Origin of the sequence: Nocardia sp. bgisy134 (assembly GCF_965341865.1) — a bacterium.
Classification (GTDB): Bacteria; Actinomycetota; Actinomycetes; order Mycobacteriales; family Mycobacteriaceae; genus Nocardia.
Window position 1 is genome coordinate 82,375 of sequence record NZ_CBDQZP010000022.1, and the last position, 20,211, is coordinate 102,585.

The 20,211-nt window shown below is 69.4% G+C and carries 16 protein-coding genes; 3 read left to right on the forward strand and 13 right to left on the reverse strand.

Annotation, left to right across the window (positions count from 1 at the left end; genetic code table 11):
• Positions 1 to 185 precede the first annotated feature (185 nt).
• Positions 186 to 1,688, forward strand: coding sequence for a sulfatase-like hydrolase/transferase (locus ACRWNM_RS30920; RefSeq protein ID WP_431971666.1), 1,503 nt, complete (start codon positions 186 to 188; stop codon positions 1,686 to 1,688).
• Between the two features lie 226 nt (positions 1,689 to 1,914).
• Complete coding sequence (locus ACRWNM_RS30925) at positions 1,915 to 3,138, forward strand: oxygenase MpaB family protein (protein ID WP_431971667.1); 1,224 nt, start codon at positions 1,915 to 1,917, stop codon at positions 3,136 to 3,138.
• A gap of 278 nt (positions 3,139 to 3,416) precedes the next feature.
• Here ACRWNM_RS30925 and ACRWNM_RS30930 read toward each other — a convergent pair whose 3' ends face one another.
• The 3 genes from ACRWNM_RS30930 to ACRWNM_RS30940 form a co-directional block, all read right to left on the reverse strand.
• A complete protein-coding gene (locus ACRWNM_RS30930) occupies positions 3,417 to 4,403 on the reverse strand; it encodes an esterase/lipase family protein (protein ID WP_431971721.1) in 987 nt (328 codons plus the stop codon).
• 120 nt (positions 4,404 to 4,523) lie between these two features.
• Positions 4,524 to 5,186 carry a PadR family transcriptional regulator gene (locus ACRWNM_RS30935; protein WP_431971722.1) on the reverse strand — a complete coding sequence of 221 codons (663 nt, stop codon included), beginning with the start codon at positions 5,184 to 5,186 and terminating at the stop codon, positions 4,524 to 4,526.
• A gap of 156 nt (positions 5,187 to 5,342) precedes the next feature.
• Positions 5,343 to 5,909 carry a TetR/AcrR family transcriptional regulator gene (locus tag ACRWNM_RS30940; protein ID WP_431971668.1) on the reverse strand — a complete coding sequence of 189 codons (567 nt, stop codon included), beginning with the start codon at positions 5,907 to 5,909 and terminating at the stop codon, positions 5,343 to 5,345.
• Positions 5,910 to 5,981: 72 nt separating this feature from the next.
• On the opposite strand from ACRWNM_RS30940, the gene ACRWNM_RS30945 reads away from it, so the two are divergent.
• Positions 5,982 to 6,827, forward strand: coding sequence for an NAD(P)H-binding protein (locus ACRWNM_RS30945; RefSeq protein ID WP_431971669.1), 846 nt, complete (start codon positions 5,982 to 5,984; stop codon positions 6,825 to 6,827).
• Positions 6,828 to 6,919: 92 nt separating this feature from the next.
• On the opposite strand, the gene ACRWNM_RS30950 is transcribed toward ACRWNM_RS30945, so the two are convergent.
• The 10 genes from ACRWNM_RS30950 to ACRWNM_RS30995 all read right to left on the reverse strand — a co-directional run bounded on the left by ACRWNM_RS30950 (position 6,920) and on the right by ACRWNM_RS30995 (position 20,152).
• Entirely contained in the window at positions 6,920 to 9,601 is a 2,682-nt protein-coding gene (locus tag ACRWNM_RS30950; RefSeq protein ID WP_431971670.1) for a primosomal protein N', read from the reverse strand.
• A gap of 66 nt (positions 9,602 to 9,667) precedes the next feature.
• Entirely contained in the window at positions 9,668 to 10,879 is a 1,212-nt protein-coding gene (metK, locus tag ACRWNM_RS30955; RefSeq protein ID WP_431971671.1) for a methionine adenosyltransferase, read from the reverse strand.
• A gap of 278 nt (positions 10,880 to 11,157) precedes the next feature.
• Complete coding sequence (gene coaBC / locus ACRWNM_RS30960; RefSeq protein WP_431971672.1) at positions 11,158 to 12,387, reverse strand: bifunctional phosphopantothenoylcysteine decarboxylase/phosphopantothenate--cysteine ligase CoaBC; 1,230 nt, start codon at positions 12,385 to 12,387, stop codon at positions 11,158 to 11,160.
• A 74-nt stretch (positions 12,388 to 12,461) separates the two neighbouring features.
• The gene (gene rpoZ / locus ACRWNM_RS30965) at positions 12,462 to 12,737 is read right to left on the reverse strand and encodes a DNA-directed RNA polymerase subunit omega (protein ID WP_068066473.1); all 276 of its coding nucleotides are present in this window, start codon (positions 12,735 to 12,737) and stop codon (positions 12,462 to 12,464) included.
• Between the two features lie 103 nt (positions 12,738 to 12,840).
• A complete protein-coding gene (gmk, locus tag ACRWNM_RS30970) occupies positions 12,841 to 13,422 on the reverse strand; it encodes a guanylate kinase (RefSeq protein WP_431971673.1) in 582 nt (193 codons plus the stop codon).
• An 8-nt stretch (positions 13,423 to 13,430) separates the two neighbouring features.
• Positions 13,431 to 13,751: an integration host factor, actinobacterial type gene (gene mihF, locus ACRWNM_RS30975; RefSeq protein ID WP_040708330.1), complete on the reverse strand. Its 321-nt coding sequence runs from the start codon at positions 13,749 to 13,751 to the stop codon at positions 13,431 to 13,433.
• A gap of 626 nt (positions 13,752 to 14,377) precedes the next feature.
• On the reverse strand, positions 14,378 to 15,202 hold the full coding sequence (gene pyrF / locus ACRWNM_RS30980) for an orotidine-5'-phosphate decarboxylase (protein WP_431971674.1): 825 nt from the start codon (positions 15,200 to 15,202) through the stop codon (positions 14,378 to 14,380).
• An 11-nt stretch (positions 15,203 to 15,213) separates the two neighbouring features.
• The gene (gene carB, locus ACRWNM_RS30985) at positions 15,214 to 18,546 is read right to left on the reverse strand and encodes a carbamoyl-phosphate synthase large subunit (RefSeq protein ID WP_431971675.1); all 3,333 of its coding nucleotides are present in this window, start codon (positions 18,544 to 18,546) and stop codon (positions 15,214 to 15,216) included.
• On the reverse strand, positions 18,546 to 19,658 hold the full coding sequence (carA, locus tag ACRWNM_RS30990) for a glutamine-hydrolyzing carbamoyl-phosphate synthase small subunit (RefSeq protein ID WP_431971676.1): 1,113 nt from the start codon (positions 19,656 to 19,658) through the stop codon (positions 18,546 to 18,548). Before carA ends, carB begins: the two co-directional genes overlap by 1 nt.
• Positions 19,655 to 20,152, reverse strand: a complete 498-nt coding sequence (locus ACRWNM_RS30995) for a transporter (protein WP_431971677.1) — start codon at positions 20,150 to 20,152, stop codon at positions 19,655 to 19,657. The genes carA and ACRWNM_RS30995 overlap by 4 nt, the downstream gene beginning before the upstream one ends.
• Positions 20,153 to 20,211 lie beyond the last annotated feature (59 nt).

A 20,211-nucleotide genomic window follows, 5' to 3' on the forward strand; every position in this document is an offset into this window, starting at 1 on the left:
CTGTATCGAATGACGATGCTGGCCGACCGATGAGCTGCGCCAACAGATTCGAGCGATTCCCCTCACGTTCGTCTCGGCTGTCGGCGCGCACATTCGGGATTTCGACGCGCGCTCTTGACTGACACTTCGTTCGTATATGACGATACCGTCAGTCACATGGCCGATGAGGAGAGGTTTCGTCACACATGCCCGAAGAACCGAAACTCGGCCGTCGCGAGGTGCTGGCCATGATGGCGGCCGTTCCGGCGCTGCCCGTCCTGGCCTCCGCAGCCCCGAGCGCGGGCGCGGCACCCAGGTCCCGGCGGCCGAACATTCTGGTCGTCATGACCGACCAGGAACGCGCGGATGTCACTCTGCCATCGGGGTTCACGCTGCCCGCCCGCGCCCGGATCGCAGCGGCGGGAGTGCGTTTCACCATGCACCACACACCGACCGCTCCGTGCTCGCCCGCCCGGTCGACGTTCTTCACCGGGCGACAGGCGCCGGTCACCGGCATGCTCGACAACGTGCGCGGCAGTGAGCCGATGGGGGCGCTGCTCGGCGCGATGCAGGCATTCAGCCCCGATCTCGACACCACCGTCCCTACGCTCGGTACGGTCCTGCGCCAGGCCGGGTATCGCACCGCCTACATCGGCAAGTGGCATCTGTCCGACCCGGTCGGCCCAGGGATCACGGCGCTGTCGCCGTACGGGTTCGACGAGGCGCTCGACATCCTGTCCGGCGGCGGACCGAACGAGGGTCTCCACGAGGACCCCGGCGTCATCGATCACGCGACGGAATGGCTGCGTCGCCGCGGCGCCGACTCCGAGCCGTGGCTGTGCGTGGTCAGCATGGTCAATCCGCACGACATGATGTTCTGCCCCCGCTTCTACCGGCTCGAAGACGTCCCCGACCACGGCGCCGACGTCCCGCCGAACTTCGAATCCGACCTGTCGTCCAAACCACGGGTGCAAACCGCTTGGCGCACCGCCAATTCCGTGGTCGGCGGCGCGATGCCCGACACCGTGACCTCCCCGCTGGGCGAGCGGCAGTGGCGACAGTGGGGCAACTGGTACCTCGAACTGCTGCACCGCACCGACGATCTCATCGACAGGGTACTGACCGCCCTCGACGACAGTGGCGCCGCTGCCGACACCGTCGTGGTCCGGGTCGCCGATCACGGCGAACTCGGTGGCGCACACGGACTCCGGCAGAAGGGCGCCATGATCTACCGAGAGAACAATCGCGTCCCGCTGGTGATCGCCGACCCGCGCAACCCCGGCACACATGGGACGACCGCCAACGGCTTGACCTCCCATATCGATCTGGTGCCCACCCTCGCCGCGCTCGCCGGAGCGAACCCCGCGACACTCGGCCCCGTCGCGGGCCGCGACCTCACACCACTACTGACCGATCCCACCCGAACGGTTCGCGACGCGATCCTGCTGACCTCCGACGCCAAATCCAGCGGCGGCCTCCCGCCGGGCGTGAACTACTGCCTGCGCGGCGCGATCACCTCGCGATACAGCTTCGCCCGATACTCCACGCCGGAGACCATCTCCAGCCCGCACGCGGACTTCGAATACGAACTCTACGACCGCCAGGACGACCCCCTGGAACTGCACAACCTCGCCAACGAGGGCGGCGCGCGGAATCTCGTCTCGGAGCTCGACGACCTCGTGGATTCCCTTGCCGCCCAGGAGCTGTGACGCCTGATCCTGCTTTCCGAACCGGAGCCTCAGCCGTTGGTCAGGGTGCGGGCGGAGGAGAAGCATGCGGTCCCAGTGGCGCTGTAGTGCGGACTCGCTACGCCACTCTTTGGCAAGGACTATTGCCAAAAACTTAGTTCTGGTAGAGGATCTTGCCAGAAGCGGCGGGTGCGGCGCACCGCCCCGATCGCGAAGTGCTGGCATCACCTCGAAGGAGAGAGTGACCATGGAATCGACGATCCCGAGTCGACACCCGGCCGCACCGCAGGCTGTCCCCGGCCCGGGTTTGGGGCTGGTCACGCGGGTGCTGGGCCTGCGGAAGCCGACCCCGGTCCAGTTCCGCGAGCTGGGGGAAGCGCTGAATGTCGGTGACCGGCCGATGGACGAGCTGGTGGACTGGATGTATCGCGAAGGGATGACGACTACTCGGCCGCTGTTCGAGCGCGCACTCCGCGAAGGGATCGCGGCGGTTTCCGAGGCGCCCGGCCCGCTACGCGAGTTCTTCGACTACCTCGAGGCCGTGCCGGACTGGGTGGACTGGGACAAGATCCGCCGCGCAGAACGTGTGTTCAGTATCGGCGGCCGCGACGGGCTCTACGTCGCGCGCGACATGTCTTTCCTCGGCGGATACCTGGCCTCGGGATTCAACAAAACCCTCCTTCGCACAGGGGCTTTGGAGAAGGGGCCTGCCAAGCGTTTCGCCGAGACGACGCAATGGGCGATGGATGTCACCTCCGCCGACGGCATGTTGCCGCTGGGACTCGGTTATCGCTCCACGGTGCACGTGCGGATGATCCACTCGATGGTCCGCCGCCACGTCGCGGCACTGCCGGACTGGCGCGGCGAAGAATGGGGACTGCCGATCAACCAGACCGACATGGCAGCCACCCTGGTCGGCGCCTTGATCGCGCCCATGGTGGGAGCCATGGGCATGGGGTGGCTGGTCACGCCACGCGACGCCGACGCCGCGGCGCACTTCACCCGCTATGTCGGATGGGTGATGGGGGTGGAAGAACGCTTCCTGCCCAAGGACTTCCGGGACAGCGTCCGCATCCTGTATCACACGATGACCGCGATCACGAACCCCGACGAGACCTCGCCCCAGCTGGCGCTGCCGATGCGCGACGAACCACTGGGCTGGCACTACCGCCACCTCGCCGGACTACGCCGGCGCATCGCACGCTCCCAGCACCTGTCGATCGCGACCATGTTCCTGGGTCCGCCCGCGATGAGAAAACTGGGTCTGCCCGCCTACACCCCGCCGTGGTATCCCTTGCTGCGCCTGCCGTTCAATCTCGCCCGGTCGATATCGACGTGGATCGCGCCCGGACGATTCGAACGGGCCGCCGCACGAGGTCGCGCAGAGCAGCTGGCGTTCATCCGCACCCTGACCGGCGCGGACACCGCGGTCATCGGTGACTCCGCCCAGCACATCGGACACGCCGCTTAGACCACCCCGCGCCCGCGCGCCGGGATCCTCGCCGCCCTGCGGCACACGCACCCGATTTCAGCGATCGATCGAAACTGCAACGGCCGCAGGAAGTTCGGCGATGCGGTCGCCCGCTCACCGAGCCGAGCAGCACAGCCACGACGACACGAAAATCCCAGCACCGACCGAAGGCGCAAGGCCGCCAGTCGTCACTGCGCGGTGGTCGACCGAGCGGCGGGGCGGCGGGTCCGAACCCATCCGCCCCGCGTCATCCACCGGCGCGTGGCCGCGGCCGACGATCAGGAATTGCCCGCGATGATCACCTGCGGGATGCCGGTGCCGAGCGCGACAGGCTCGCAGGTCGGCGCGGGAGCGTGCGCGGGGTCGAGCGCCCGCAGCACCAACTCCTGCACGAACGGGTCGTAGACCATGTGGAAGTGGCCGGTGAGGTTGTCCGGACACAGGTCCTGCACGACGATGTTCTCCGCGCCCGCCCCGCGCAGCGCGATATTGCTGAACGGCTGGATCATCTCGTCGACCCGGCTGCCGATGGTCACGTAGCGCATACCGGGGACGGTGTCACCGCCCGCGTTGAGCTCGAGCATGATCGGCGAGCCTTGCGCCTGCTGCACCGCCGCGGTCGAGGTGACTTTGGCGAACACCTCCAGCGCACCCGGAATCACCTGCGCCACCGGCACCAGCCCGTACATCACCCCGCCGTAGGTCGGCGAGGCCACGCCGACCCAGTTGCCCACCTTCGCCGCCCCGCCCAGCTTGTTGGTGTAGTACCGCGTCACGTTGGCGCCCTGGGAGAATCCGACGAGATCCACCTCCGCCGCGCCGGTCGAGTCGAGCACGAGGTCGACGAATTGGCCGACTTGATAGGCGCTGGCGCGCAGGTCCTCGGTGCCGTAGGTGTCCGCACCCGGCGCGCCGCCGTAGTTGAGCGCGAAGACGCAGAATCCCGCCGCCACCAGCTGGGGTCCGATGGCCGACCAATCGGAATAGGCGGTGGAGTCGGTGCCGTGCGCGAGCACCACCGGACGGGGGTGGGCGGCCGTGGGACGGCAGCCGAAATCGTTGGTGCCCATCGGCGTAGCGTTCTTGTGGCCCTTCAGATACCGGGCCGCGGCGAGGTGGTCGGGCTGCGGCGGCGCGCCCTCGGTCGGCACGTCCGGCGGCCGGACGACGAGCGGTTCGGCGATGGCGGCCGGATCGGCCGCGGCGGTTGTCAGACCGCCCGCGCCCGAACCGACCAACGCCCCCGCGGCCAGCGCACACGCCATGACGACGCGACCCCACTGTGATCTACCCCAACCCCACAAACCAATTGGCTGTTCCATATCACAATGATCTACCCCATTTGCTCGAAAATCGCACGCCCACGGGCTGTTTCGTGATCATTACTATTCGGTAGCGTCATCCTCGGCGAGAACGCGGTAGAGCGAACGACGAGTTTCCTTGAGGATCTCCGCCGCCTTCGCCGCCTGCTCGGGGGTGCCCGCCGCGGCCACCTGGGCGACCGCGCCCATCACCTGACCGACCAGACCGCGCAGGTCGATGGCCTGTGCGCCGACGTCCGCCTTGACCTCGGCCCAGGGATCGCCGAGTTCCTCGCGGTGCTCGGTGACGTATTCGGTGCCCGTGTCGGTCAGCTTGGCGGTCTTGCGCCCGGCAACCTTCTCGATGAGCACCAGGCCCTCGTCCTCCAACTGCGCCAGCGCGGGGTAGATCGATCCGGGGCTGGGCCGCCAGATGTCGTCGCTGCGCTCGCGGATCTGCTGGATCAGTTCGTAGCCGTGCATCGGCCGCTCGGTGAGCAGCAGCAGCACGGCGGCGCGCACGTCGCCGCGCCGACCACGGCCACCGCGGCCGCGCCCGCGTCCGAAGTGCGGACCGTAGCCGGGCCCGAAGCCAGGGCCGAAGCCAGGCCCGAACTCGGGACCGAAGCCGTGCCTGCCGCCGCGACGATGCTGCCGACGGTCGGGGCCGAACTCCCCCCGACCCGGCTTGCGCCAGCGGCCGCCGCGTCCGAAATCTCCGTTGTGCATGTTCTCGATGTTCTCCATGAAAGCCTCCTCGGGCTCTTGTGTTCGTTTCACAGTATCGACGATATATCGACAATGCATCGAACGCAAGGGTGCTCTCCGGCATTCCCACCCCGAGAAACGACTCGGGCGCGCCCGGCACCACGCGGTGCACGGACGCGCCCGGCGCGCGCGTCGCTACAGCGAATCGATCCAGCCCTGGAGCCGCTTCCCTTCTGCCGTCATCAGCTCCGGATCGCGAAAGGCATTGGTCAGCAGGGAGATTCCCTGATAGGAGGCGATGAGCGCCACCGCGAGCTCGCGCGCGTCGGAGCGACCGATTTCCGCGAACTGCCGCTCGGCCCAGTCCAGCAGCGTCCGCATCACCTCGGCCGCCCGCCCGTCCAGCGGGTCGGGACGCTTGTGCAACTCGGCGGTCAGGGAGCCGAAAGGACAGCCGTATCGGACGGCCATCTCCCGCTCGTCGACCCAGCCCTGAATCAGCACCTTCAGCCGCTCCCGAGGCGTCGGCAGCTCATCCAAGCCTGCGATCAGCTCGTCGAGCCCGCGCGCGTGCGCGCCGATGGCGGCTTCGAGCAGCTGATCCTTGGTCTTGAAGTAGTAGTACACATTGCCCACCGGCACCTCGGCGGTGTGCGCGATGTCGGCGATGGTGGTCTTCTCGATGCCCCGCTCGTAGAACTCGCGCACCGCCGCCTCGACCAGCCGCTCGCGCTTGCCCGCCTTCTCGACTGAGTTAGTCACACAACTGACTATAGACAGCCGGGGAATCCTCGGCTACGTTCGTTTTAGTCAGCCAACTAACTAGGAGTGCACATGATCGTGGTGACCGGGGCGACCGGCAATATCGGACGCTCGCTCGTACCGCTGCTCGCGGCGGCGGGCGCCCAGGTGACGGCCGTCTCGCGCGGCATCGGCGACGTCGCGCTGCCCGAAGGAGTCCGCCGTGTCGCGGGCGATCTCGGCGATCCCGCGAGCCTCTCCCCCGCCCTCGCGGGCGCCGAGGCGCTGTTCCTGCTGATCACCGGCGAGCAACTGATCGCGGGACCGGAACCGGAGGAAGTCCTCGGCGTCGTCGCGGCCGCAGAAGTGCGGCGGGTGGTCTTCGTGTCCTCGCTCGGCACGCAGACCCGGCCGGAAGCCGCAGGCTACGACCGAATTCGCGCCTACGAGAACGCGATTCGCGCCTCGGACGTGGAATGGACCATCCTGCGGCCGGGCGGCTTCTTCAGCAACACCTACGCGTGGGCCGAATCGGTGCGGGCCGAGAGTGTCGTCGCCGCGCCGTTCGGATCGGTCGGACTGCCATCGGTGGACCCGGCCGATATCGCGGCCGTCGCCGCCGCGGCGCTGCGCGATGACGGGCACGCCGGCCGGATCTACACCCTGACCGGACCCGCGCTCAGCACCCCGCGCGAGCAGGCCACGGCACTCGGCGCGGCGCTCGGAACCGAGGTTCGCTTCGTCGAGCTCACCCCCGCGCAAGCCCGCGAGGGCATGCTGCGCTTCATGCCGGAAGCGGTGGCCGACCACACGCTGGAGATTCTGGGCGCGCCCACGCCCGGCGAGCTGCTGATCAGCCCGGACATCGAGGAAGTGCTCGGCCGACCGGCGGGCACGTACGCCGAATGGGCCGAACGGAATCGGGCCGTCTTCGTCTGAGGGCATCCTGCGGGAGTCGAGTGGTGGCCGGACGACGATGTTCGGCCGCCTTCGACCGCATCTGTTCGAGGTTTCGGACGCGGCCCGTGCGATCAGCCTATGTCGATCGGGTCGATCTGGACGCGGAGCGGGGCGTCGGAGCGGTGGGTGCTGCGGACGGCCTGCGCGGCGGTGAGCGCGCGGGAGAGGGCGGCGCCGGAACGGCGGGGCACGCGCAGGAGCATGCGTTCGACCTCGGCCGGGGAGTCGCCGGAGAAGGGTTTGCGGGCGATGGCGGGCAGCGGGACCGGACCGAGCACTTCCACGTCGGCGGGGAGGTCGGCGGCGGAGAGCAGTTCGTCGATGGCATCGGAGGCGCCGTCCACCGCGGCGAGGCGGACCGCGGGCGGGAAACCGACCTCGGCGCGGGCGTCGACTTCGGCGCGGGCGTGGCCGAGCGGGTCCCAGCGCACCAGCGCCTGCACCGTCGGCAGGGACGGTTCGGCCATCACCACGACCTGCCCGTGCGGGCGCACCAACGCGGCGGCCGACATCCAGCGCCGTAGCGCGTCCTCGGCGGCGCGCAGATCGGCGCGACTCAGCAGCGCCCAGCCGTCCAGCAGCAGGGCGACGCCGTATCCGCCGCGCACCACCGGTTCCGCGCCGACGGTGGAGACGATCACCTGCGGTCCCGGTTCGACGGTGTCCAGCACCGCGCCGCCGCCGGAACCGCGGATCGGCACCCCGGGGAAGGCGCGGCCCAGTTCCTCGGCGGTGCGGACGGCGCCGATCACCACGGCACGAAGGGCGCGAGAGGCGCAGGCCGGGCAGCGGAAGGCGGTCTCGGTGATTCCGCACCAGCGACAGCTCGGGCTGTGGGCTTCGTCGCGGCCGCGGGTGTTCTCCGGGAGCGCGAGCGGGCCGTTGCAATGCCTGCACCGCGCGGGCGTGCGGCACTTCGCGCAGGCCAGCGCGGGGACATAGCCGCGGCGCGGCACCTGCACCAGCACCGCGGCGCCCTCCTTCAGCGCCGCGCGCGCGGCCGCGAACGCGACGCCGGGGATGCGGACGGCCCGCGCCACCGGATCGCGCTCCATCGCCAGATCGCTGTCGCCGGGAGCGCTGATCCGCGGCGCGGCCTTGCGCAGTACCGAGCGATCGGCGACGAGGTCGTGCGCCCACCCGGAATCGACCACCGCCTGGATCTCGGCGGTGCGGGCGAAACCGGCCGCGACGAACGCCGCCCCGGTCTCGTGCACCCGCAACATCGAGATCTCCCTGGCATGCGGGTAAGGGGCGCGGGGTTCGGCGTAGGTGTCGTCGCCGTCGTCCCAGATCGCGACGAGACCCAGATCCGCGGCGGGCGCGAACACGGCGCTGCGCGTGCCGACCACGATCCGCGCGCTCCCCCGCAACACCGCGAGCCAGCGCCGGTACCGCGCGGCGGGCCCCAGCCCTGATGTCAATCCGACGGCCGAATCCCCCACCAGCCGAACGCATTCCGCCAGCACTCGAGCCAGATCTCGCTGGTCGGGCACCATCAGGATCGCGCTGCGCCCCGCCGCGACCACGGTCGCGGCCAGCTCGGCGAGCCGCCGCGCCCAGTCTTCCCCCGGCATCGCCTGCCACGCGGCCCGCACGCCTTTGCCTTGGCCCAGCGCCGCGAGGAACGCGCCACCGTGGACGTAACGCTCCCAGGGCGCGGTGTCGAAGGACTGTTCCGAGCGCCCCGCCGCCTCGGATGTCTTCTCGGGCAGAGCATTCGGGACGGAGTCGCCACCCTCGGTAGCCAGGCTCGCGGCGGCGACGTCCTCGGTCGCACCAACCTTCGCGGCGGCGACGTCCTCGGCCGCACCAACCTTCGCGGCGGCGACGTCCTCGGCCGCACCAACCTTCGCGGCGGCGACGTCCTCGGCCGCACCAACCTTCGCGGCGGCGACGTCCTCGGCCGCACCGGCTTTCGCGGCGCCGTACTCGGCCGTGCCTTTCATCGCGGCACGGACCGCAGCCACGCCGACTACACCGGCATCCCTCGGTGTCAGGTCGCCGTCCAAGAGTTCGGTCGACATCAGCGCCGGTTCGGTCGATGCGCTGCGCTCGCTACCGATCCCGGGCGCAACGCCGGGGGGTGTCCGAGACTCGTTCTCGCCGAGGGCATCCGGCAGCTCTCCCGCGGCGGCACCGAGTGCGGTCGCCTGCTCCGAGTCGGTGGTATCAACGACCGCGTCCGGATGGTAGATCGAATCGTCTGGTACGGATCCGTTTTCGGCGATGCGTACCGGTGTGCCGTCCGCGTCGAATCCAGGCATGTTCTGCCGCACGGGTTTTGGATCGGAGGCGGGATCCGCGGGCGAATCGTTCGTCGCCTCGGCTGTGGACGACTCGTCCGGTGAGGGATCGGCGGCAGCCGTCTTCTTGGTCCCCCCATTCTCCGTCCGCGCATGCCGCGGAGGGATGGCCAGGCGCAGGACGTCAGCGCGGGTGCCCGCGTAGCGGGCGGCGATGGCGGTCGCCAGGTGCAGGATCTCGGGGGTGAGGACGCGTTCCGCGGAGACGACGCGCTCGAGTTTGACGAGTTTGCCGCCGTGCTCGCTGTGGGTGAGGCGAGCGAGGAGGTAGCCGTCGACGAGACGGCCCGCGAAGCGCACGCGCACCCGCACGCCGGGCTGGGCGATCTCGTCGAGTTCGGGGGGCACCAGGTAGTCGAAATCGCGGTCCAGGTGCGCGGGCGTCAACAGCGGAAGCACCCGCGCGATAGGTCGCGCGGGTGCTTCCGCTGTTGTCGACGGTCCCACGGACACATCATCCGCGGGGAGGGCGGATGCGTCCGCCGGGGGTCGGTTCACTCCAGCCCGGTCGGCCTACAGACCGGCGGCCGCGCGCAGCTTGTCCGCGCGGTCGGTGTGCTCCCAGGGCAGGTCGACGTCGGTGCGGCCGAAGTGACCGTAGGCCGCGGTCGGCGCGTAGATCGGGCGCAGCAGGTCCAGGTCGCGGATGATGGCGCCGGGGCGCAGGTCGAACACCTCGGTGATGGCGCTCGAGATGCGCTGCGGGTCGACCTTCTCGGTGCCGAAGGTCTCGACGAACAGACCGACCGGCGCCGCCTTACCGATGGCGTAGGCGACCTGCACCTCGACCCGGTCGGCGAGGCCCGCGGCCACCACGTTCTTGGCGACCCAGCGCATGGCGTACGCGGCCGAGCGGTCGACCTTCGACGGGTCCTTGCCGGAGAACGCGCCGCCGCCGTGCCGCGCCATGCCGCCGTAGGTGTCGACGATGATCTTGCGGCCGGTCAGGCCCGCGTCGCCCATCGGGCCGCCGAGCACGAACTTGCCGGTCGGGTTGACCAGCAGCCGGACGTCGGCGATGTCCAGGGTGGGCAGGTTCAGGTCGGCGAGCACCGAGTCGAGGACCTTCTCGCGGATATCGGGCGCGAGCAGGTTGTCCAGGTCGATGTCGGCGGCGTGCTGGGTCGAGATGACCACGGTGTCGAGCCGGACCGGCCGGTGGCCGTCGTATTCGATGGTGACCTGGGTCTTGCCGTCGGGACGCAGGTAGGGCAGCACGCCCGTCTTGCGGACCTCGGTCAGGCGGCGCGAGAGCCGGTGCGCGAGCGCGATCGGCAGCGGCATCAGCTCGGGGGTGTCGGTGTTGGCGTAGCCGAACATCAGGCCCTGGTCGCCCGCGCCCTGCTTGGCGATCTCGTCGTCTTCACCGCCGATACGCGCCTCGTGCGAGGTGTCGACGCCCTGCGCGATGTCCGGCGACTGGGCGCCGATGGCGATGTTGACGCCGCACGAGTTGCCGTCGAAACCCTTTGCGGACGAGTCGTATCCGATCTCGAGGACCTTCTCGCGGACGATGCGCGGGATATCGGCGTAGGCGGAGGTGGTGACCTCACCCGCGACGTGCACCTGACCGGTGGTGACGAGCGTCTCCACGGCGACCCGGCTGCGCGGGTCTTCCGCCAGCAACGCGTCGAGGATGGAATCGCTGATGGCGTCACAGATCTTGTCCGGATGACCCTCGGTCACGGACTCACTGGTGAATAGGCGGCTGCCAGACGTGCGCACAGTTGTTCCCTCTCCCTCAACGGGTTTCTCGTATCGGATGGCCACAGCGACAGTAATGCGATACCGCCGCCGCGCAACCCTTCATCTCAGACTATTCCAAACCTCGACGCGCCGAATCCGCCGCTTATCGCCGTCTCAGACTATCCGGAACCGCGGCGGACGCGGCACACATTCGCGCACCGCGCCGACCGCCGAGGTCCGATCCGATCGATCGGCGCGGCAACGTAATTCGATCGCGTCCAACTTACCTGGTGTGCAACAGCGGACCCAGCGCGTCCTTACCTGGTGTGCAACAGCGGACCCAGCGCGTCCAGCACCCGGCTGGCGAGCAGCGCCTTCGACCCGTGGTCGAGGGCCTGTTCGGTGCCGTCGGCGCCGAGCAGCCAGCCGTCGTTGGTGTCGACCTCGAAGGCCTTGCCCTCGCCGACCGCGTTGACCACGAGCAGGTCGCACCCCTTGCGGGCCAGCTTGGCGCGCGCGTGGGTGAGCACGTCACCGTGTTCGTCGCCGGTCTCGGCCGCGAAACCGACGATGGCGGTATCCGGCAGCTGACCGTCGCGCCGCGACTGCACCAGCCCGGCGAGGATGTCGTCGGTCTTGGTCAACGGGATGACGTCCGGTTCGCCCGCGCCCTTCTTGATCTTGGCCGCGGCCACGTTGGTCGGCCGGAAATCGGCCACCGCCGCCGCCATGATCACCGCGTCCGCGCCGACCGCGTGCTTCTCCACGGCGGTCTTGAGCTGTTCGGCGGTGGTGATGTGCACCAGGTCGACGGCCGCGGGCGCGGCCATCTCGATCGTGTTGCCCGCGATGAGCGTGACGTGCGCGCCGCGCTGCGCGGCGACCCTGGCCAGCGCGTAGCCCTGCTTGCCCGAGCTGCGGTTGCCGAGGAAACGCACCGGATCCAGCGGTTCCCTGGTTCCGCCCGCGGTGATCACCACGCGGCGGCCGACCAGATCGCGCGGGATGGCGTCGGCGCGCTCCAGGAGCAGCGAGGCCAGCCCGAAGATCTCCTCGGGCTCGGGCAGCCTGCCCGGACCGGTGTCGGTGCCGGTGAGGCGGCCCGACGCGGGCTCCATGACCGTCGCGCCGTGCCTGCGCAGCGTCTCCACATTGGCCACGGTGGCCGGATGCTCCCACATCTCGGTGTGCATCGCGGGCGCGAAGAGCACCGGACATCGCGCCGTCAGCAGCGTGGCGGTGAGCAGATCGTCGGCGCGGCCGTGCGCGGCGCGCGCGATCAGGTCGGCAGTGGCGGGGGCGATGACCACGAGGTCGGCCTCCTGCCCCAGCCGAACGTGCGGGACCTCGGGCACGTCCGTGAACACGTCGGTGTGCACCGGGTTCCCGGACAGGGCCTCGAAGGTCGCCTTGCCGACGAACTGCAGCGCCGACTCGGTGGGGATCACCCTGACCTCGTGCCCGGTCTCGGTGAAACGCCGGACGAGCGCGCAGGCCTTGTAGGCGGCGATGCCTCCGCTGACACCGACGACGATGCGTGTGGTCACTGCGCCTCCGTGGGCTCGTCCCCGGCGACGCGGGGGGTTCGATACTGCGGCATCACGCGCGGACGCGGGAGGGGTTACTCGCCCTCGGAGTGCTCGAGCAGGTCGGAGTGGATCTCGCGCATGGCCACCGACAGCGGCTTCTCCTGCAGGCCCGGCTCCACCAGCGGGCCGACGTACTCGAGGATGCCGTCGCCGAGCTGGTTGTAGTAGTCGTTGATCTGGCGGGCCCGCTTGGCGGCGTAGATGACCAGCGCGTACTTGGACGACGTGCGCTCGAGCAGTTCGTCGATCGGCGGGTTGGTCAGGCCGATCGGGGTGTCGTACGCGGGCGCGGTCTTGGTGTCGCTCACTGGTGAGGCTCCTGCGGGTTGTCGTGGGAAAAATCAGCGGGTAATCGAGCGTGCCATGTCAGCGCCCTTGCCCCGGCCGAGGCGGGACACGGGTGTTCGGCAACTACCTCGAATTTGTGCTAACGAACAACGATACCAACTGCTCACAGGCGCTGGTCACCTCGTCGTTCACGATGACGATGTCGAACTCGTCACAGGCCGCCAATTCGGTCCTCGCGGTCTGCAGCCTGCGCTCGATCACTTCCGGCGATTCGGTGCCGCGCGAGGTGAGCCGGGAGACCAGTTCGTCCCAGCTCGGCGGGGCGAGGAAGACCAGAAGAGCGTCCGGCATCGCACGGCGCACCGAGCGCGCGCCTTCGAGATCCACCTCGACGAGCACGGGTATGCCCGCGTCGAGCGCTTCGCGCACCGGCCCGGCCGGGGTACCCGACCGCTGCAGGCCGCCGTGGATGTCCGCCCATTCCAGGAGTTCGCCCGCCTCGATCATGGCGTCGAACCGCTCACGGGAGACGAACTGGTAGTCGAGGCCGTCGACCTCCCCGGGCCGCGGGGCCCGGGTCGTCGCCGACACACTGAAGACCAGTTCGGGCAGGCGTTCCCGCACGCACCGCACGACCGTGGACTTGCCTACGGCCGAGGGGCCGACCAGTACTACCAGCCGACCCTTCCGCGTGTGTTCGACCACCCTCGTCGTCAGGCGTCGAAGTCGAAGCGGGCGAGCAGCGCCTTGCGCTGCCGATCGCCGAGTCCGCGCAGACGGCGGGTGGGGGCGATCTCCAGCTCGGTCATGATCTCTGCCGCCTTGACCTTGCCGACCTTGGGCAGGGCCTCCAGCAGCGCCGACACCTTCATCTTGCCGAGGATCTCGTCGGTCTCGGCATCCTTGAGGACGCTCTTCAGGTCGGTGCCGCCACGCTTCAAGCGCTCCTTGAGCTCCGCCCGAGCGCGGCGAGCGGCAGCCGCCTTCTCCAAAGCAGCGGCGCGCTGCTCGTCAGTCAGCTGGGGAAGGGCCACGGTTCCTCCGTCTCATCGTTCATTGCTTGATCTACCGCCGGTAACCCGCGCGGTCTCAGCGACCGTACCCACGACGTCCGCCGATTGCGAACCCACCCCCCAGGTCAGCGCATGATTCTGCATGCCCTAGGGGCGAGCCGCACCGGATGCGCGTCGCGCTCCGGGCGCTGCGGTGATCGTACCGCCGAATCCCGGAAACGCCCTGCTACCAGCGTTTTTTCGAAGCATTCCAGAGTTAGCGGAGCGGTTGCGGTGACACGTCACAAGGTGTCAGCAACTGTGCAGGCTTCCGACCAGGAAGTTTCTGGAAATTTCCCGCGTGTCGCGCTGTTCGTCCGCGTGTCGGATCGAACATTTGTCTCATCGGATGGGATCGATCGCACCCGCGGACGACGAAAAGCCCCGGCGCATAGCGTCCGGGGCCGGCGATGAGAGCAGGCGGGCACGGCGTGCCGCTGAATCGCCGCCTGCGCGATTCACCACACGCCACCCAGGTTTCCCCGCGCGGAACACGTGTAAACCCCGCAGAATGGCGGCCAGACACCGCAAAGCGGCCCGCGGGTTCGGTCGGTACCGAGCCCGCGGGCCGCGAACGTGATCGATCGAAGAATCCGCCGTCGCGGGATTCAGCGCCCCAGGAAGGCGAAATCCTCCTGAAGTGCGGCGACCCTGGCACGCAGTGCCGACACCGAGGGACCTTCGCGCAACACCTCGCGTGACACATTCGGCACCACCGCGCCGAGCATCGACTCGGGCACCAGATCGCGCACCGACTCGGGGCCACCGCCCTGTGCTCCGACGCCCGGCATCAGGATCGGGCCGTTCAGCGCGGACAGGTCGGGCGCCTCGGTGAGGGTGGCGCCCACGACGACGCCGATCGACCCGAAGCCTGCGCCCGCGTTGCGCGCGGCGGCCTCGTCCACCATCGTCTGCGCGATGCTGCGCCCGTCCCCGGCGCGCGCCAGCTGCACCTGCGCCCCTTCGGGATTCGAGGTGGCGGCGAGCACGAAGACGCCGCGGTGGTTGGCCTCGGCCAGCGACAACGCGGGCGCGAGCGAACCGAAACCCAGGTACGGCGAGACGGTTACCGCGTCCGAACCGAGCGGCCCGTCGCCGAGCCAGGTACGGGCGTAGGCGTCCATGGTGGAGCCGATGTCGCCGCGTTTGGCGTCGGCGAGCACCAGCGTCCCCGACGCGCGCAGCACCTCGACGGTCCTTTCCAGCACCGCGATCCCGGCCGAACCGTGGGCCTCGAAGAACGCCACCTGCGGTTTGACGAGCGCGACGGTGCCGTCGAACGCCTCCACGCAGATCTCGGCGAACTTCTCCAGGCCCTCGGCACTCTCGGGCAGGCCCCAGGCCGACAGCAGCTGCGGGTGCGGATCGATGCCGACGCACAGCGGGCCGAAGTGATGCATCGCGTGCCGCAGCCGCGCACCGAACGTTTTCATCGACCGCCGCCTCAGCCGCGCAGCGACGAGTGCAGTTCCTGGAGGGACCGCACGCCGATGCCGCCGTTGATGCAGGCCTCGATGCCCTGCACGGCCGCGGCCGCGCCCTGCACCGTGGTGATGCACGGAATGTTCACGCCCACCGCGGCGGTGCGGATCTCGTAGCCGTCCACGCGCGGGCCCGAGTTGCCGTAGGGGGTGTTGAACACCATGTCGACTTCGCCGTCGCGGATCTGCTCCACGATGGTCGGCTCGTCGGCCGGGCCCTCCTCGGAGTGCTTGCGCACCTGCTCGCACGGAATACCGTTGCGGCGCAACATTTCCGCGGTGCCCTCGGTGGCCAGGATGCGGAAGCCCAGATCGTGCAGCCGCTTCACCGGGAACACCATGGCCCGCTTGTCGCGGTTGGCGATCGAGACGAAGACCGTGCCCTCGGTGGGCAGCGAGCCGTAGGCCGCGGACTGGCTCTTGGCGAAGGCGGTGCCGAAATCGGCGTCGATGCCCATCACCTCGCCGGTCGACTTCATCTCCGGGGAGAGCAGCGAATCCACACCGCTGCCGTCGGCGCGACGGAACCGGTGGAACGGCAGCACCGCTTCCTTCACCGCGACCGGGGCGTCCAGTGCGACATGGCCGCCGTCGCCCTCGCTGGGCAGCATGCCCTCCTTGCGGAGCTCGGCGATGGTGGCGCCCAGCATGACTCGCGCGCAGGCCTTGGCCAGCGGCACCGCGGTGGCCTTGGAGACGAACGGAACCGTGCGGCTGGCCCTCGGGTTGGCCTCGAGCACGTAGAGCACGTCGTCCTTGAGCGCGTACTGCACGTTGAGCAGGCCCTTGACGCCGATGCCCTTGGCCAGCGCGATCGTCGAGCGGCGCACCGCCTCGATGTCGCTGCGGCCCAAGGTGATCGGGGGCAGCGCGCAAGCCGAGTCGCCGGAGTGGATGCCCGCTTCCTCGATGTGCTCCATCACGCCGCCGAGGTAGACCTCCTCGCCGTCGCAGAGCGCGTCGACGTCGATCTCGATGGCGTCCTCGAGGAAACGGTCGACCAGCACCGGGTGCTCGGGGTTCAGTTCGGTGGCGCGGGAAATGTAGCCCTCGAGGGACTTCTCGTCGTAGACGATCTCCATGCCGCGCCCGCCGAGCACGTAGGACGGGCGAACCAGCACCGGGTAGCCGATGCCCGCGGCGATCTTCTTGGCCTGCTCGACCGTGGTGGCGGTGCCGTACTTCGGCGCGGGCAGCCCGGCCGCGACCAGCACTTCACCGAACTCGCCGCGATCCTCGGCCAGGTCGATGGCCGCCGCGCTGGTGCCGACCACCGGGACACCGGCGTCGGTGAGCCGCTGCGCCAGACTCAGCGGGGTCTGTCCGCCCAGCTGCACGATGACGCCCGCGACGGTGCCGGACTCGCTTTCGGCGTGGTAGACCTCGAGCACGTCCTCGAAGGTGAGCGGCTCGAAGTAGAGCCGGTCGGCGGTGTCGTAGTCGGTGGAGACGGTCTCCGGGTTGCAGTTGACCATCACCGTTTCGTAGCCGGCCTGCGACAGCGTCTGCGCCGCGTGCACGCACGAGTAGTCGAACTCGATGCCCTGGCCGATGCGGTTCGGGCCGGAGCCGAGGATGATCACCTTCTCGCGCTCGCGCTGCGGCGCCACCTCGGACTCCGCGGCGGGATCGAGCTCGTAGGCCGAGTAGTGGTACGGGGTCTTGGCCTCGAACTCGGCGGCGCAGGTGTCGACGGTCTTGAACACCGGGCGCACACCGAGCCGGTGGCGCAGCGCGCGCACGCCCGTCTCCCCCGCCAGTTCCGGTCGCAGTGCGGCGAGCTGACGGTCGGACAGGCCGTAGTGCTTGGCGCGGCGCAGCAGCGGCTCGTCGAGCACGGGGGCGTCGATGATCTCCTGGCGCAGCTCGACCAGACCGGCGACCTCGGCGACGAACCACGGGTCGATACCGGAGGCCGCGGCCACGTCCTCGATGCTCGCGCCGTAGCGCAGCGCCCGCTCGACCTGGTAGATGCGGCCCTCGATAGGCGTGCGCAGGTCGTCCAGGATCTTGTCGACAGCGGCCTGCACGTCATCGCCTGACGGGGCCCACGGGCCGTCGTCCAGGGTCCAGAAGCCGGTGGCCTTGGTCTCCAGCGAGCGCAGCACCTTGCCGAGCGCCTCGGAGAAGTTGCGGCCCAGCGACATCGCCTCGCCCACCGACTTCATGGTGGTGGTCAGCGTCGGGTCGGCGCCGGGGAACTTCTCGAACGCGAACCGCGGCGCCTTGACGACGACATAGTCCAGGGTCGGCTCGAAGCAGGCCGGGGTTTCCTTGGTGATGTCGTTGACGATCTCGTCCAGCGTGTAACCGATGGCCAGCTTGGCGGCGATCTTGGCGATCGGGAAGCCGGTGGCCTTGGAAGCCAGCGCCGAGGAGCGCGAGACGCGCGGGTTCATCTCGATGACGATCAGACGGCCGTCGCGCGGGTTCACCGCGAACTGGATGTTGCAACCGCCGGTATCGACGCCGACCTCGCGCAAGATGGCGATGCCCAGGTCGCGCAGCTTCTGGTACTCGCGATCGGTGAGCGTCATGGCCGGTGCGACGGTCATCGAGTCGCCGGTGTGCACGCCCATCGGGTCCACGTTCTCGATCGAACAGACCACCACGACGTTGTCGCGGCCGTCGCGCATGAGCTCGAGCTCGTATTCCTTCCAGCCGAGGATGGACTCCTCGATCAGGACGTTGGCGGTCGGCGACGCGGCCAGACCGCCGCCCGCGATGCGGTCGAGGTCCTGGTCGTTGTAGGCCATGCCGGAGCCGAGGCCGCCCATGGTGAACGAGGGCCGCACGACGACGGGGAAGCCCAGCTCGGCGACCGTCTCGCGCACCTCGTCCATGGTGAAGCAGACCCGCGACCGTGCGCTCTCGCCGCCGACCTTGGCGACGATGTCCTTGAACTTCTGCCGGTCCTCGCCGCGCTGGATGGCCTCGAAGTCGGCGCCGATCAGCTCGACGTTGTACTTCTCCAGCACGCCGCGCTCGTGCAGCGCGACGGCGGTGTTCAGCGCGGTCTGCCCGCCGAGGGTGGCGAGGATGGCGTCGGGACGCTCCTTCGCGATGACCTTCTCGACGAACTCCGGCGTGATCGGCTCGACGTAGGTCGAGTCGGCGAACTCGGGGTCGGTCATGATCGTCGCCGGGTTGGAGTTCACCAGCGATACGCGCAGGCCCTCGGACCTGAGCACCCGGCACGCCTGGGTGCCGGAATAGTCGAACTCACAGGCCTGGCCGATGACGATCGGGCCCGAGCCGATCACCAGGATGTGGTGGAGATCCTCGCGGCGAGGCATCAGGCTCCTTCCATGAGACCGGCGAAACGGTCGAACAGATATGCGGCGTCGTGGGGACCGGCGGCGGCCTCCGGGTGGTACTGCACGGAGAACGCGCGGCCGTCGAGCAGGCGCACGCCCTCGACGGTGCCGTCGTTCGCGCAGACGTGGCTGACCTCGGCGCGGCCGAACGGGGTGTCGAACTGCTCGCCCTGCTCGCCCTCCAGGGCGAAGCCGTGGTTCTGCGCGGTGATCGAGATCCGCCCGGTCTCGTGCTCGACGACCGGGACGTTGATGCCGCGGTGGCCGAACTTCATCTTGTAGGTCTTGCGGCCGAGCGCCCGGCCCAGGATCTGGTTGCCGAAGCAGATGCCGAACAGCGGCAGCCCTTGCTCCAGCACGCCCTGGGTGATCGCGACCGCGCCGTCCTGGGTGGCCGGGTCGCCCGGGCCGTTGGACAGGAAGACGCCGTCGGGCTTCAGCTCGCGGATCTGGTCCAGGGTGACGGTCGAGGGCACCACGTGCACGCGCATGCCGCGCTGGGCGAACATGCGCGGGGTGTTGGTCTTGATGCCCAGGTCGACGGCGACGACGGTGAAGCGGCGCTCGCCGGTCGGCTCGATGGTGTAGACCGAGTCGGTGCTGACCTCACCGGCCAGGTCCGCGCCGAGCATGGACGGCTGGCCGTTGACCCTGGCCAGCAGCGCGTCGGCGTCGGCGAGGGCGGGACCGGAGAAGATGCCCGCCTTCATCGAGCCGCGGGTGCGCAGGTGGCGCACCAGCGCGCGGGTGTCGACGCCCGCGATGCCGACGATGTCCTGGCGCTGCATCGCGTCGGGCAGCGTGGTGGTCGCGCGCCAATTCGACGCCCGCCGCGCGGGGTCACGCACCACGTAGCCGGCCACCCAGATCTTCGAGGACTCGTCGTCCTCGTCGTTCCATCCGGTGTTGCCGATCTGCGGTGCCGCCGCCACCACGATCTGGCGGTGGTAGCTGGGGTCGGTCAGGGTCTCCTGATACCCGGTCATCGCGGTGCAGAACACCGCCTCGCCGAGCGTCTCGCCCATGGCGCCGTAGGCGGTGCCGCGGAACACCCGGCCGTCCTCGAGCACCAGCGCAGCCGCTTCGTTCACGTTCTGTCATCTCCCGTCATCGTCGTGGCCCACGCCGGGTACACCGTCTTGTCGTCACCTCGGAAACCGGTGTCTATCTCGGTTCCGGTCGGCAGCTTCCAGCGAATTACCAGCACACCATCTTCCGTCATCACTTTGCCCGCGTGTCCGCGCTCGGTGCGCACCGCCGTGATGGATTCCTGCGGAATCCAGATCACCGTCGCGCCGTCACGCTCGAGCAGAATTCCCCCTTCGAACCGCGTGAGCTCCGCCGTAGCGCGGAAGCCCAGATCACCCACCGCGATCCGGTCCTGCCAGCTGGGCGCGATGGTGCTGCCGAGATACATCCCGGTGGTCGGTTCCAGCACCTGCGCGCCGAGTTCGGCGGGCACCGGCGGCAGTTCGCCGATCCGCTCCCGCTGACGTGCCTCGCGATTGGTCCAGCCTCGATACATCAGCCAGAGAGCGAGGACGAACAGCGCGAACAGCCCGACCACCCACAGCGTTCTTTCCACTACGGACCTCCTGTATCGGATCGGCGGCGCTCCCGGTGCCCTGCGTGGTCACGCTCCGC